12 protein-coding genes and 5 tRNA genes are annotated in these 14,754 nt (G+C 49.3%); 2 read left to right on the top strand and 15 right to left on the bottom strand.

Going from position 1 to position 14,754, the window contains the following annotated elements; all coding sequences use genetic code 11:
• Window positions 1-55: 55 nt before the first annotated feature.
• Entirely contained in the window at window positions 56-3,772 is a 3,717-nt protein-coding gene (gene rpoB, locus ACN0YN_RS11615) for a DNA-directed RNA polymerase subunit beta (RefSeq protein WP_417385174.1), read from the bottom strand.
• 4 nt (window positions 3,773-3,776) lie between these two features.
• On the opposite strand from rpoB, the gene ACN0YN_RS11610 reads away from it, so the two are divergent.
• Complete coding sequence (locus tag ACN0YN_RS11610) at window positions 3,777-4,007, top strand: hypothetical protein (RefSeq protein ID WP_417385173.1); 231 nt, start codon at window positions 3,777-3,779, stop codon at window positions 4,005-4,007.
• A 297-nt stretch (window positions 4,008-4,304) separates the two neighbouring features.
• Here ACN0YN_RS11610 and rplL read toward each other — a convergent pair whose 3' ends face one another.
• The 14 genes from rplL to ACN0YN_RS11540 form a co-directional block, all read right to left on the bottom strand.
• The gene (rplL, locus tag ACN0YN_RS11605) at window positions 4,305-4,715 is read right to left on the bottom strand and encodes a 50S ribosomal protein L7/L12 (RefSeq protein WP_417385172.1); all 411 of its coding nucleotides are present in this window, start codon (window positions 4,713-4,715) and stop codon (window positions 4,305-4,307) included.
• Window positions 4,716-4,849: 134 nt separating this feature from the next.
• The gene (gene rplJ / locus ACN0YN_RS11600; RefSeq protein WP_417385171.1) at window positions 4,850-5,368 is read right to left on the bottom strand and encodes a 50S ribosomal protein L10; all 519 of its coding nucleotides are present in this window, start codon (window positions 5,366-5,368) and stop codon (window positions 4,850-4,852) included.
• Window positions 5,369-5,444: 76 nt separating this feature from the next.
• Window positions 5,445-6,149, bottom strand: coding sequence for a 50S ribosomal protein L1 (gene rplA, locus ACN0YN_RS11595; protein ID WP_417385170.1), 705 nt, complete (start codon window positions 6,147-6,149; stop codon window positions 5,445-5,447).
• Between the two features lie 96 nt (window positions 6,150-6,245).
• On the bottom strand, window positions 6,246-6,671 hold the full coding sequence (rplK, locus tag ACN0YN_RS11590; protein WP_417385169.1) for a 50S ribosomal protein L11: 426 nt from the start codon (window positions 6,669-6,671) through the stop codon (window positions 6,246-6,248).
• A gap of 67 nt (window positions 6,672-6,738) precedes the next feature.
• Window positions 6,739-7,323 (bottom strand): transcription termination/antitermination protein NusG, encoded by a 585-nt coding sequence (nusG, locus tag ACN0YN_RS11585; protein WP_417379676.1) that lies wholly within the window; start codon window positions 7,321-7,323, stop codon window positions 6,739-6,741.
• A 175-nt stretch (window positions 7,324-7,498) separates the two neighbouring features.
• Entirely contained in the window at window positions 7,499-7,930 is a 432-nt protein-coding gene (gene secE / locus ACN0YN_RS11580) for a preprotein translocase subunit SecE (RefSeq protein ID WP_417385167.1), read from the bottom strand.
• A gap of 128 nt (window positions 7,931-8,058) precedes the next feature.
• A tRNA-Trp gene (locus tag ACN0YN_RS11575) sits at window positions 8,059-8,131 on the bottom strand.
• An 89-nt stretch (window positions 8,132-8,220) separates the two neighbouring features.
• On the bottom strand, window positions 8,221-8,376 hold the full coding sequence (gene rpmG, locus ACN0YN_RS11570) for a 50S ribosomal protein L33 (protein ID WP_081459537.1): 156 nt from the start codon (window positions 8,374-8,376) through the stop codon (window positions 8,221-8,223).
• Between the two features lie 117 nt (window positions 8,377-8,493).
• Entirely contained in the window at window positions 8,494-9,690 is a 1,197-nt protein-coding gene (gene tuf / locus ACN0YN_RS11565) for an elongation factor Tu (protein WP_417385166.1), read from the bottom strand.
• Window positions 9,691-9,839: 149 nt separating this feature from the next.
• Window positions 9,840-9,912: transfer RNA gene (locus ACN0YN_RS11560), tRNA-Thr, on the bottom strand.
• Window positions 9,913-9,950: 38 nt separating this feature from the next.
• Window positions 9,951-10,021, bottom strand: a tRNA-Gly gene (locus ACN0YN_RS11555).
• Window positions 10,022-10,059: 38 nt separating this feature from the next.
• Window positions 10,060-10,141, bottom strand: a tRNA-Tyr gene (locus ACN0YN_RS11550).
• A gap of 79 nt (window positions 10,142-10,220) precedes the next feature.
• A tRNA-Thr gene (locus tag ACN0YN_RS11545) sits at window positions 10,221-10,293 on the bottom strand.
• A gap of 486 nt (window positions 10,294-10,779) precedes the next feature.
• Complete coding sequence (locus ACN0YN_RS11540; RefSeq protein WP_417385165.1) at window positions 10,780-12,450, bottom strand: sigma-70 family RNA polymerase sigma factor; 1,671 nt, start codon at window positions 12,448-12,450, stop codon at window positions 10,780-10,782.
• Window positions 12,451-13,139: 689 nt separating this feature from the next.
• Between ACN0YN_RS11540 and ACN0YN_RS11535 the strand changes: the two genes are divergently transcribed.
• Complete coding sequence (locus ACN0YN_RS11535) at window positions 13,140-14,744, top strand: DUF1549 domain-containing protein (RefSeq protein WP_417385164.1); 1,605 nt, start codon at window positions 13,140-13,142, stop codon at window positions 14,742-14,744.
• The last annotated feature ends 10 nt before the right edge of the window (window positions 14,745-14,754 follow it).

Below are 14,754 nucleotides of genomic sequence, written 5' to 3'. Positions count from 1 at the left end.
TGATCCTGAAAAAAAACTTGACGTTAAGACGCAATTCTCCAACCCTGAGAACGCGTTAACCAGGGTTCTTTTCCAGTTGTAGATTCAAACCAAGTCCACGGATTTCGTTATTTAGCACGTCAAAGCTGGCTGGCGTACCGGCTTCCAATGTATTTTCACCATTCACCATCGATTCATAAATCTTGGTACGGCCTTCGACATCATCACTCTTCACAGTCAGCAGTTCCTGCAGAATGTAAGCGGCACCGTAAGCTTCCAGTGCCCACACTTCCATTTCCCCGAATCGCTGACCACCGAACCGGGCTTTACCACCCAGAGGCTGTTGTGTAATCAATGAGTAAGGACCGGTTGAACGGGCATGTACCTTATCATCCACCAGGTGGTGCAGCTTCAGCATGTAAATCTGACCGACGGTTGTTTTCTGTTCGTAAGGTTCACCCGTACGTCCGTCGAACAACTGAGCTTTACCATCTTTAGGCAGACCCGCTGATTCCAGGTATTCCTGAATGTGATCTTCCATGGCACCATCGAAGACCGGACAGACAGCACGGAAACCGTGTTTCTCGGCAGCCCAACCCAGGTGAGTTTCCAGAATCTGACCCACGTTCATACGACTGGGAACCCCCAGCGGATTCAACATGATGTCGATCGGAGTTCCGTCTTCGGTGAACGGCATGTCTTCGATCGGCAGAACCTTGGAGATCACCCCTTTGTTCCCGTGACGACCAGCCATCTTGTCACCAACAGAAATCTGACGTTTCGAAGCGACATAAACCTTCACCATCTGCAGTACGCCGTTCGGCAGCTCTTCGCCACGTTTCATACTGTTGACCTTCTGGTCACAGGCTTCGATCACGTCTTCCACGTTGCTCCAGATCTCTTCGATCACAGCACGACAGTCTGCTTTTTTCTGTGGGCTGCGGATATCCATGTCATCCAGGTGAGACAGGAAATCATGAGCATACTGCGAAACGAATTTGTCTTCCGGAATTTCACGAACCTTGCGACCATCGTCATCCACCATAGGCTGTCCCAGGGCGTTTTCGAATGTCTTGAGGAATTCGCGGAACTCTTCAGCAATCTTTGTATTGCCTTCTTCTTCGACCTTCTTCAGTTCTTCGTCATACTGCTTGCGCTCGTAATCGGTCAGGCTCATGCGTCGGGCGAATTTTTCCGTGTGAATCACGATCCCTTCCACACCACTGGATGCTTCCAGAGATTCGTTCTTCACGTCTTCACCAGCACGACCGAAAATGGCATGCAGCAGTTTTTCTTCGGGAGTCAGTTCGGCTTTGGCTTTCGGTGAAACCTTACCAACCAGAATATCACCCTGGCGAACACGGGTACCGACTTTGATAATGCCGTCTTCCCCGATGTGCCGCAGTGCTTTTTCACTGACGTTGGGAATATCACGTGTGAATTCTTCACGACCCAGTTTGGTTTCGCGAATTTCCACATCAAATTCATCAATGTGAATCGAAGTGTAAACGTCTTCTTTCACCAGACGTTCCGACAGAATGATCGCGTCTTCAAAGTTGTAACCATCCCATGACATGAAGCCCACGAGTACGTTACGACCCAATGCCAGCAGCCCATCAGCGGCAGCAGCACTGTGACAGAGAATCTGTCCTTTCTTAACCGTATCACCTACACTGACGGCAGGTGTCTGGTTCAGACAGGTTCGTTCATTCAGACCTTCGTATTTTCGCAGACGGTATTTTTTACCGTTCACTTCAACAACGTTTCCGTCTACGTAGGTCACCTTACCGGCTTTTTCAGCCCGGACAACCATACCGGAGTTCTGAGCCACTGCGACTTCCATTCCGGTTCCAACCAAAGGTGGTTCGGCAATCAGCAGAGGCACAGCCTGTCGTTGCATGTTGGAACCCATCAAAGCACGGTTCGCGTCGTCGTGTTCCAGGAACGGAATCAGACCAGCTGAAATCCCCACCATCTGTGCCGGGTCCACGTCGATGTAATTCACATCGCCGGCGGCAATCCAGACCACGTCATCACGGTGTCGTGCCATCACACGGTCTTCGATAAACTTACCGCTTTCAACAGGTGTGTCAGCAGGAGCCACGAACACTTCGGCTTCTTCATCGGCACGCATCCAGTGCACTTCATCGGTCAACTTACCGTTTTTCACATAACGATAAGGGGTGACCAGGAAGCCGTAATCATCGACTTTCGAAAAGATACTCAAACTGGAAATCAGACCGATGTTGGTACCTTCCGGCGTTTCAATCGGACAGATTCGACCGTAGTGAGAAATATGCACGTCGCGGACTTCGAAGCCGGCACGTTTTCGGTTCAAACCACCTGGTCCCAATGCAGACAGACGACGTTCGTGAGTCAGCATGGACAGTGGGTTGGTCTGGTCAACCACCTGTGAAAGTTCGCTGCGTCCGAAGAAGAAATCGATGGCTGCAGAAACACTCTTGGGGTTGATCAGCGTACGGGGAGACATTTCTTCAACGTCTTTTTGAGTCATGCGTTCCTGTACGGTACGACGCAGTTTCAAAAACCCCTTGCGAATTTCATCGGACGCCAGTTCGTCAATCGTACGCAGACGACGGTTACCCAGGTTATCGATGTCATCTACATAAGCAGAAGAATCACCAACACGCAAACGCACGAGATAGCGAATGGAATTGATAAAGTCTTCCGGACGCAGAGTCATTTCGGTGTCGGGAACATCCTGCTTGAATTTACGATTGATACGGAAACGACCAACGCGCCCCAGACGATAGCGGTTCACGTCGAAGAATTTTTCCTTGAACAGATCAATCGCACGTTCCAGCTGAGGAGGGTTACCAGGACGCAGACGCGAATAAATTCGCAGCAGCGCCTCTTCGTGAGTGGCAGTCGGGTCTTCGGCAATACTCTGCAGCACGAGCATGTCGTTGACTTCTTCCACAACTTCAACGGTTTTCAAGCCGGTATCAACGATTTCGTCGATCAACTCTTCCGTGATGGTGCCACAGCAGTCCAGAATGATTTCACCACAACGATCGTGTCCGGCCGGATAGATGATGTCTTCTGCGACGATCTTGCCGAGCAGTTTTTCCATCGCGTTGCTGGATGAAATTTTTTCCGATTTCGTTTCGTAGAACAACTTCACCAGGTCGGTGTCGGAAGAATAATCTTTGGACATCGCCCGCAGCAGAGTCATCGCAGAGAATTTACCGCTCTGGTCAATACGTACGCCCAGCGTATCTTTCTTACCGACAACCAGCTCAATCCAGCTGCCACGCTCGGGAATCACGCGACAGGAGTATTCTTTCTTTTCCCCTGGCTCGGAACTCAGCACAAAGTCAACACCCGGTGAACGGTGCAACTGGCTTACGATACAGCGTTCTGCCCCGTTGATGATGAATTCGCCGCCGCCGATCATCACGGGCAGGTCGCCCAGATACACTTCCTCTTCGATCGGCTGTTCTTTCACCAGACGCAGCCAGACCCGGAAAGGACGACCGTAGGTCAAACGCAGCTGCCGACACTCAGTGGGTGTATAACGTGGTTTACCCAGTTCGTACTTGACGTACTCCAACTGGTATTGCCCCTGATAGCTTTCAATCGGGAACACTTCGCGAAGAATTTCTTCCAGGCCCTGATTTTTTCGCTCGCGAGGCGATTTGTCGGCCTGAAGAAAACTCGCATAGGACGAAGTCTGAATTTGTGTTAAATCAGACAACTCAAAACTATGTTCAATCTTACCAAAGTTTTTGACAGAATGAGTGGGAATAGTTCGCTGTGCTGGAATCGGCATTAAGATGTTCTTTTCTACTTACCTGGTGCCAGATGTGGAAATGCTCTGCGCAGTTGATGCGGGAGGACTGATCAGAGCACAAACCAAGAATAGCGAGGAGCCGCAGCGCGCACCTCGAGAGAATACAGCCCCGAATGCTGCATTAAAAGCGAATCGCTGGATTAAATTAAAGCCTGATAAATCGCTCAATACTACTTTGCTATTCAAAAGAGAGTGCAATGAGTCGATTGCTTAGACCAAATGGGACTGAAACGATGACTGATCGAAGCAGATAAACTTACGGAAACAAAAATAGGTAGCAGCATCAATACGTAACGAAAAAAAGCTTCTGTAATACAGTCACTCAACATTACTTTCGAACACAACCCGACAGAATCGCGCGCCCCTACTCGTATGGATTGTAAACTGTGTAGCAGAACACTTCAATCATACGCAGAAAAAAACCACATACATATACATGCATACAGAAATCTAACCTGTACCGGGAAGGTCCGGCACAGGTCAGATCCAGATGGCTTTTTTCAGTGATTGACTACTTCAGTTCAGCAGAACCACCGGCTTCCTGAACTTCTTTCACCAGAGCTTCAGCATCTTCTTTCGAAATGCCTTCTTTCAATGGCTTAGGAGCACCTTCAACCAGGTCTTTTGCTTCTTTCAGTCCCAGGCCAGTAGCGCCACGGACGACTTTAATCACAGGAATCTTGTTGTCGCCAAATCCGGTCAGGATGACGTCAAATTCTGTCTTTTCTTCTGCAGCTGCAGCACCACCACCGTCACCTTGAGGTGCCATCATGACAGCGCCACCGGCGGCAGCTTTAATACCGTGAACTTGGTCGAGGTATTCAGCCAGATCTTTAGCCTGGAGCAATGTCAATCCAGCAATTTTGTCACCCAGTTCTTTGGTTTCTTCACCAAATTCAGTTGTTGCTTCGGCTGTCGCCATCTTCTCTTTCCTTTCGCACGAATGCGTAAAATAAAATCTCTCAACAATGTAAACGGAATCAACGCTGCTTTGCCTCAGCAGCCGTTGCTACAAATCTTGACTACAGAACCATAATCCCCGAACAAATCAGCGAATTATGACTCCTCTCCTTCAGAGATTGTCTTAATTTGCCCTGCAAGGGTCCCACCAGGACCTTTGATCGCCCCTGCCAACTGTGCACCTGGTCCAAGGATCCGGGAGACAATTTCGCCGATCAATTCCATTCGACCAGGGCTCTTACTCAACTTTGTTACATCTTCCGATGACAGTGCGGTTCCTTCCGTCACCCCACCTTTAATCTCCAGGGCACCGATGTCCGATGCCCACTTGGTCATCTCTTTGGAGAGGGCGACAATGTCTTCCCCGCCCCAGACCAGGGTGGATGGTCCTTTCAGGACATCATCCAGGCCTTCAACGCCAATATTAGCCAAAGCACGGCGTGCCAGAGAATTCTTCACAGTCAGGGATGCAATCCCTTTTTCCTGCAGTTTGAGACGAAATCCGTTATCGGTAATCGCATCCACTTTTGCAGAATCAACTACGACGAAGTCGCGGACTTCGCTGATCCGAGATTCGATCTCGGAGATGATCATTTCTTTTACAATTTTACTCATTAGATCTCTTCCAGCTTATGAAACGCCGAAAACTGTTTCTTTGTGTTAAGTGATGATGTCCCGCTGTCAGCAGTGACTACAGAGCAACCGAAATCCCAGGGCTCATCGTTGCTGAAACAGCAACGTTTCGCACATATGCACCCTTCACGGAAGAAGGTCGCAGTGAATCCAGAAACTTCAGCATTGCCTGAATGTTCTCTACCAGTTGATTTGCATCAAAGGAGAGCTTACCGACGCGGCAATGCACGTTTCCGCCAGCATCGACACGGAACTCAACTTTACCAGCCTTGTAATCCGAAACGGCAGTTCCGACATCCTGAGTCACAGTACCGGCACGAGGAGATGGCATCAGACCACGAGGCCCGAGCACACGTCCCAGCGGACCGACCACACCCATCATGTCGGGAGTCGCGATGGCGACGTCAAACTCGAGCCAGCCACCTTTGATCTTTTCTGCCAGCTCTTTTCCACCAACGGCATCAGCACCGGCGGCTTCAGCAGCATCGGCATTGGCACCCTGGGCAAATACAACCACCCGCTGAGTTTTACCGATACCGTGAGGCAGATTGATGGAACCACGCACCAGCTGATCAGCCTGGCGAGGATCAACACCCAGACGCACAGCCAGTTCGACAGTCTGATCCATCTTAACAGGCTTGATTTTCGCGGGTAGATCGCTTTCAAGAGACTTCAGTGCCTCAACAGCTTCTTCCAGACTGACGGTACCAACACCGGCCAGTTTTTCGTTATAAAATTTAGTACGCTTGGATTGTTTTCCCATGACTCTCTATCCGACTAAACGTGAGATGGTTTTTATGAATTTTTATCTGCTTCAAAGCGTGAAGCCTTCTCGAAAAAAGGCATTCCGCAGATCAGTTTATTTTTCGACTTCCAGGCCCATGCTGCGAGCAGTACCGGCAATGATCTTGGCAGCCTGATCAATATCAGGAGCATTCAGATCTGCAAACTTGGTCTTGGCAATTTCCTGCAACTGGGCCACGGTGACCTTGCCGACCTTGTTCTTCTTGGGATTCCCTGAACCTTTTGCAATCTGAGCAGCCTGCTTCAACAATACAGCAGCCGGCGGGCTCTTCATGATAAAGTCAAACGAACGGTCGTTATAGACACTGATCACAACAGGAATCGTGGTCCCGGCCATGTCCTTGGTACGATCGTTGAACTGCTGAACGAACTGACCAATATTGACACCGTGGGGGCCCAAAGCGGTACCAACTGGAGGAGCCGGAGTAGCGGCACCACCGGGAATCTGAACTTTTACTTCTGCAACAAGCTGTTTAGCCATTCGACCGACTTTCAAAACACTTTAAATAAATGAATCTTTACCGTTTAACACAGAGCCGGACGGCCCGCTAAACTTTTTCAATTTGCCAGTACTCCAACTCCGTTGGAGTCGGACGACTGAAGATTTCAATCAGGACGGTTACTTTGCCACTGGCTTCATCAACCGCATCGATGGTTCCCTCAAACCCTTCGAAGGTGGCATCCTTCACCTTGACAACATCACCCACTTGAAAATCCAGCTTGATTTTGACCGGGGTTTCTTCTTTTGACTCTTCGCGACCCAGCATGCGGGAAATCTCGTGCTCCTGCATGGGAATCGGCTTACCGGCGGCTCCCGTGAAGTCTCCGACTCCATTTGTGGAACGCACCAGGTACCAGCTGTCATCGTTGAGCTCGACCTGAATCATCAGATAACCTGGATACAGCTTTCGCTCAAAGACCCGCTTTTTTCCGCCTTTTGTTTCAACTACTTTTTCTGTGGGGATGATAATTTCCCCGAAATACTCTTCCAGACCATCCCGTTTAATACCGCGTAAGAGGGCATCTCGAATGGATTTCTCCCGGTTGCTCTGTACCTTCAACACGTACCAGAGGCGCTTTTCAGAGCCCTCCGGACTTTCAGAGGTCGGTTCAGAACCAGAATCATTACTCATGAGACACCTTCGATAAGGCTTTCGCAACTGACAAAAGCCCTGTTTGACGCTAATACTGCAATCCAGAAGACCGCAAAAACAGGAATCGCTCATAATGAGCAGGAAGAACGATTTATTCAAGAAGCAGAGATAAAAAAATCTCCGCAATTCACTGAAAGGCCGACTCGCTCCGCTGTCAGATCTGCAAAAAGCGGATCAATCTGAACAGCCACTGCCAGAAAATGTCAAAGGCCAACAGTAAAAACGCTAAAAAAAACATCAACACAATCACGACGGTGGTGGACCGCCATAACTGATCCCAGGTGGCCCAGGTCACTTTGCTGATTTCCGCCTCAACCGAGATCAGAAAATCGGCAAAACGGGGGAAATTCACCACCCGATACGCCAGCCAGGCTGAAATCACGACGATTGCCACTGCAATTCCCTTCTGCATTCCTGCAGACATTCCGAGCGGCAACACATTATAAAGTGAATAAGCGCCGAAAATGGAAATTGCCACCAGGCCAATCGCAGTCAACTGACGGACCAGTCGTCCCTGATTTCTTTTATACAAACCGCCACTCACCAGTGTGGCTGAGAATGCTTGTTCCGCTTTGGATTTAGCCATGAGACCAGTTTACTAAAATATTTAAGAACAGAGGCGAATCAAAAAATCGCAAACCTGCTTTTTACTTTGCCAGAGACATCAGAAACTACACTCCAATGCCAGACCTGACAGCATTTGCAACACTAAAACACGGGCGGAGGGACTTGAACCCCCAACCGCTGGATTTGGAATCCAGTGCTCTGCCAATTGAGCTACACCCGTCTACCAGCCTGAACCAGCCAGACATTTTGACAACCGGAAGCAACTCGAAAAACTGACACCAGTCACAAAAATCCCGGCCAGCAAGACGATTATTTCTTGCGAGACTCTTTGTGCAGAGTGTGACGCCGCAACTTAGGGCAGTATTTCATCAGTGAAAGCCGCTCTGAGCCACGAGTTTCCTTACTGACCCGATAATTTCGCATTCCGGTCTCAGTACATTCTAACCATACATATTCACGTGCCATAACAGACCTCAGCCCTGACGGACAACAATATCACTAATCAAACATAACCTGAAGGTGCCCACCCCATAAAAAACAGGGTGGACACCGTTTATTCAACAGAGAAAGCAACGCTTTCGATTACTCAACGATCTTGGTTACCACACCAGAACCGACAGTACGACCACCTTCGCGAATCGCGAAACGGCTACCTTCGGACATAGCGATTGGCTTACCAAGTTCAACCTGAACTTCCACGTTATCACCAGGCATACACATTTCTGCACCGCCAAGCAATGTGGTAGAACCAGTTACGTCAGTAGTACGGAAGTAGAACTGTGGACGATACCCGTTAAAGAACGGAGTATGACGACCACCTTCTTCTTTGCTCAGTACGTAAACCTGACCTTCGAATTTGGTGTGCGGAGGAATTGAACCCTTAGCAGCCAGCACCTGACCACGTTCGACGTCTTCCTTCTTGGTACCACGCAACAGAATACCAACGTTGTCACCAGCCAGACCTTCGTTCAGAGTCTTCTGGAACATTTCAACGCCGGTACAGGTTGTTTCCTGTGTGTCACGCAGACCAACGATTTCAACCTTGTCACCAACAGTGATCTTACCCTGCTCGATACGACCGGTTACCACAGTACCACGACCAGCGATAGAGAACACGTCTTCGATCGCCATCAGGAATGGCTTGTCAGCTTCACGCTCAGGAGCTTCGATGTTGGCATCCAGAGCATCCATCAACTCACCGATACAGGCGTTGAATTTTTCGTCAGCTGGATTGTCAAGTGCACCCTTGGCGTTACCACGAACGATGGTAATGTCATCCCCTGGGAAGCCGTACTTGCTCAGCAGTTCGCGAATTTCCATTTCAACCAGTTCGAGCAACTCTTCGTCGTCGACCAGGTCACACTTATTCAGGAAGACAACCAGCGAAGGCACGTCAACCTGACGAGCCAGCAGGATGTGTTCACGCGTCTGAGGCATCGGGCCGTCAGCAGCAGACACCACCAGAATCGCACCGTCCATCTGGGCAGCACCGGTGATCATGTTCTTGATATAGTCAGCGTGACCAGGACAGTCGATATGAGCGTAGTGGCGAGTTTCGCTTTCGTACTCCACGTGACTCACAGCAATCGTCACAGTCTTGGTATCGTCACGAACGGTTCCCCCCTTCGCAACATCAGCATAACTCTTCATCTGAGCAAGACCCTTCTCGCTCTGTACCGCCAGCAAAGCTGTTGTCAGAGTGGTCTTACCATGGTCGATGTGTCCAATCGTACCTACGTTTACGTGCGGCTTTGTTCGCTCAAAGACTTCCTTAGCCATCTCTCTTTAAAACCCCTTTTTTAAACCTGACACAACGCCAGACTTAAACAATAAAACCAACAAAACAAATAGCGAGGTAAAAACAGGAGTCACCCCTCGCACGCAAGAGGCACACACCTCCTGATATCCACTTTTAAATTAACTCAAAAAGCTGCTGATGGGACTTGAACCCATGACCTCGTCCTTACCAAGGACGCGCTCTACCGACTGAGCCACAGCAGCATTTTTTGATACAAATCGAATCACGTTATTTATTTAAAAGCGGGTGAAGGGAATCGAACCCTCACGACCAGCTTGGAAGGCTGGGGCTCTACCATTGAGCTACACCCGCACTGCACTGTGACTCAGTCAAACTCCAACTCTTAATAGTGGGGGAAGCAGGATTCGAACCTGCGAAGGCGTAGCCATCAGATTTACAGTCTGACCCCTTTGGCCGCTCGGGAATTCCCCCCAACCAGCCGAAGCTGGATTTCACAAACCTAATACCACAAACACGTTAACTAATTTTATTGTGGTAATCCAGGCAAAAGAGCTAGCGGTGGGAATCGAACCCACAACCTTCGGTTTACAAAACCGATGCTCTGCCGATTGAGCTACGCTAGCCTGTTGACCTGTAAAAACTAAGCTAACAGGCTTCAAGTCTCATGTAACCTGAACAACTCGCCTGGCTAAAGAGGTACTTTCCCCGCCGAAACTCAGTAAGCAGCTCAATATAGCAATCAGGCACTTGCTTGCAAGTGTGAACGCCTGGCTGATTAGAAAAATTGTTATCTTTTCTTAATGCTGTATGCCTATACGGTCTAAGATTTTCCATCTCAAAAGAATCTGCTTTTCTGTCCTCACGATCGGTCTGTTGATTGGGCAAAACCCACCTTAAACGTTTCGCATGTTAAGTTCAATCAGCGAAACAGTAAAGACCTGTGTTCCAGAGAAGAAAAACAGGCCGGAGGTTCGGAGAGATACTAAAAAAAAGCAGGCATGGCTCACAACAGCCATGCCTGCTCAAGGGGAGAACTCACTAAACTGGGCCGGTCGAACCGGACCAGCAGAGCCTGCATTGATAGCAACGTTCAATTTTCAAAAACCGGATTAAATACCCGGTATCTCCACCCGTTCTACCTGAGTAATCCGCCTCAGCTTCTTCAGAGCCCGTGACTCCAGCTGACGAATCCGCTCTTTAGTCACGCCGAAACGGTCTCCGACCTGTTCAAGTGTCTGAGGCTCGTTGCGGGCATTCAAACCGTAGCGATAGATCAGAATGTCCTTCTCACGACCATCCAGCTGATCCAGAATGCTCATAATCACAGCATGCTGTTTCTGGTTGATCAGTTCTTCACGATACTGACTTTCCCGTTCATCGGTCGACTGGAAGAACAGCTCTTCGTTCCCCGTTCGGAATCGATCCAGTACTTTGTATTCGGCTGGAATGGAACGAGCATAGTTCTTCATGATCGCCCAGCTGGCATAAGTTGAGAACTTATTCCCTTTGGTATAATCAAATTTTTCAATCGCACGGATCAACGACATGTTGCCGTCACTCACCATTTCGAAGAAGTTGCCTCCCGGACGAATGTGACGCTTCGCGATGGAAACCACCAGACGCAGGTTACTGCGGATCAGGAAGTTTTTCACATCCGTGCTCTCGTCGAGCAGCTTCTCAATCTGATCCATATCCCGGGCTTTGGGACGATTCGGGTCCAGTTGTTCCTGGATCTGAAACGCCTTATACTTCAGGAAGTTCAGCTTTCGGAAGTAATAGGCTTCTTCTTCCCGCGTTAATAGCGGGATGGAATACAGACTTGCCAGATAGGGAGGCAGCCCAGGCGGCGTGCGAACTTTTTCGCCGGCTTTATCCACTTCCGGAGGAGGTCCGAGAATCACTTTGTCCGCATCTGCCTGCTCGAATTCATCACTATGCATATAGTCGATGGTCTGAGCATGCAACCGGGCAGCACGTGCCTCGGAAATAATTCGATAGATGCTGGCCTTGGTACGGCAGTAACGTCGTGCCAGTTTCTCTACAGGGATTCCCCGCCGAAACGTGTTGTAGATATCACGTTTCTGCTGATCAGTAATTTTTTCTGGAGCGTTTGGAAAGATTGCCAACTCAGGGTTCTCCCGATCAAAGTTTTTTAACGTGTAACGAATCGTCTCAGGCGAGCGATTCATATGCCGGGCAATGCGGCGACTGATCTCAGCAGGGCACCCGCCATACCGGGCCAGACGTCGTGCGCGACGCAGGATCTCTTCACGGTCTTCATCACTCAACTGACTGAAATTCATGCTGCGGGTAATGTGCCCACGGTTCTTCTGCAGGAAACGATCGACGGATGACTTCAAAAAACCAACGCGCTTGCGACCGTTAAACCGGAACCGGCGGCTCACCAGACCTTTGTCTCGCCAGCGATCAACGGTTTTGGTTGAGATGTTGAATTTCTTACTCAAGTCCTGCACGGTGAGAACTTCTTCAGCAACATCTTCCACTTCTATCTCTGCGCTGTCGGACAGGTCTTCAATGAAACAGCGCACGTCATGCAGTACGTCCGTCCCCGAAATGACCAGATCGGGATACAACTCAGAACGGTATGTCGTAATCTGACGACAAAGTTCCGGATAAGCGTACTCCTGATCCTGTTCGATCTCTGACAGTAGTTCTTCTGCCCGCGTGATCTGAGCCAGCTTGACTTCATGAGGAGCGTACTTAACCTGCTGCTCGGCCAGCTGCTTGATTGCCGGATTGTTGTATTTTGAACTGATCATGATTCCCCACCCTCTTTTTATGACTGTTCCCGGTGACCATCGTGTCCTTCACGTCATTCATCTCCAGGCTCTGTCACTTACTACGTAATAAGAGACGAAACTGAGAAGAAAAAGTTCACACGTAAAATAATTTTAGCCAATCAAATGAAGATTGCAGCAAAAGATTCTGGACACCCTGGAAACACTCACTTTTAATTCACCATAACCCTTTTAATAAATAACACTTATGCACCACTATGGCAATTTGACGGTAGAGCGATCTGGATCGCTTTTTCTGCTATTCCTGCATGAAAATCCTGGTGAGTTTGATCTTAAAATCAACAAAATGTGTGAAATATCTCACATTTGCCATTCGACACACCCTGCTCCAACAAGTATACAAACACTCTAACCCACGATCAATACATAAGTACATTTATTCGCACATACAGTACACCTGAAGTCATCACAATGACCGACGCCAGGATTTTGCTGTAGAAATATCTTTTGACTGCCTGATCCGAATGCATCAAAATCTATTTACCTTCAATCACAACGCTGTAACATAAAGTAAGGATCTTCAGATTGTTGACCTTTCTCTGAACTCAATTCTGAAAGTTCCTGCACTCTGATATACGCTGAATTCTCCGGTTGTATTTGATGAAACAGTATTCAGATCGTCGCATCCCCTATCTCAAACAGGTTTCTCCATGTTGAAGCGTCGCTCCTCTTCTCAATGGATCATTCTGGTTGCCCTGATTTGCCTGATTATTTCAGTCTCTTCGTCGGCGGCACCCAAAAAAAATGCTACCCCAAAAACACCTCCGCTGAATTTACCGCCGTTAAAAACCCAGGAGCAGAAAATGCAACTGCTGGGTTACATCAGGCAGACCATGCCCACGCGCCGCATCGCGCAGCGGATCACGTTCAGTTCAGCTGACCTGGACCAGGCACTGGAACAGGAACTCGGACCTGCCACACAATCGCTGGCGCAAACGATTGATGACGAGACTTTCATCAGAAGAGCTTCACTGGATCTGACCGGGCAACTCCCTGAACCAGACAAAATTGAAGCATTCCTCAAAGACCAGAGCACCGGTAAACGCAGTGCACTCATCGATGAATTACTGGAATCACCGGCCTACGGTCGCAAGTGGGCACGCTACTGGACCTCAGTCATTTTTTATGAAAGCGAAGCAAATAAAAGGCGCGTTGATCCACAGGCACTGGAGGACTGGCTGGCAGAACAGTTCAATAAAGGTGCCCCCTGGGATTACATCACGGTCATGCTGATCTCGGCGACTCCCGAGCGAAATAAAGCGAAGCGCGATGACTACGGTCAGGACTTTGGCCCCAATAATTTTGTGCTCGCCTGTGAAAACAAATCGACTGAGCTCGCTTCTCAGACGGCCCGTATTTTCATGGGCATCAGCATCAAATGTGCGGAATGCCACGACCATCCCTTCGATAACTGGAAACGGGAACAGTTTCACGAACTGGCTGCCTTTTTTCATCCCTACACCTATAAAATGCCCGACCAGACTGACCCCAAGATTCAGACTGTCGTCCAGCCCCGCTTTTTACTCGGCGAAAAGCCACATGAAAAAATGAAGGCGGACGCACGTCGAGTCTCCATCGCGGCTTTCCTGGCCTACAATCCCAAAAATTACTGGTTCGCCCGCGCTTATGTGAACCGTATCTGGAGCGAGCTCCTCGGCGACGGTTTCTATGATGTGGACAGCCTGGGACCTGACAGTGAAGTCGTTCACAAACCGGTCGTGAATCGTATCGCTGCCAACTTCCGCTACAAAGACTTCGACCCCAAATGGGTTTTTCGACTGATTATGAATTCCCGAACCTATCAACGTGAGATCCGGACCAGCAATTCCGATGCGGAACTGTTTACCGCGGTCAGACCCGCGCGACTGCGTCCCGATGTGATCGCCGACTCCGTTGAAAACGTGATTGGTGAAGACCCGTCCGTACGTAAAGAAATCATGCAGGCCTTTGACATGAACCCCTCCCTCCCGCAGGATGCGCTGGAAGGTTCCATTCAACAGGCGCTGCTGATGATGAATAACCAGGAACTGCAGAGCAGGCTCTCACAAAGCGAACTGAAAGAACAGCTGGTCAAAATCTCTTCCGACACGGAACTGGTTCAGTCACTGTATCTGAAAGTCCTGGCCCGACATGCTACCCCGTCGGAACTGGAGCGCAATCTCAGCTATCTGCGTGAATCAGAAAAACGCGAAGAAGCCGTGGATGATCTGCTCTGGGTCCTGCTGAATTCCACTGAGTTTCGCACAAAACGCTAACGGTCTCCTG

Origin of the sequence: Gimesia sp., from assembly GCF_048260065.1 — a bacterium.
Taxonomy (GTDB): Bacteria; Planctomycetota; Planctomycetia; order Planctomycetales; family Planctomycetaceae; genus Gimesia.
The sequence above is the reverse complement of the archived record's forward strand: the minus strand, read 5'-3'. Positions and strand labels throughout refer to the sequence as shown.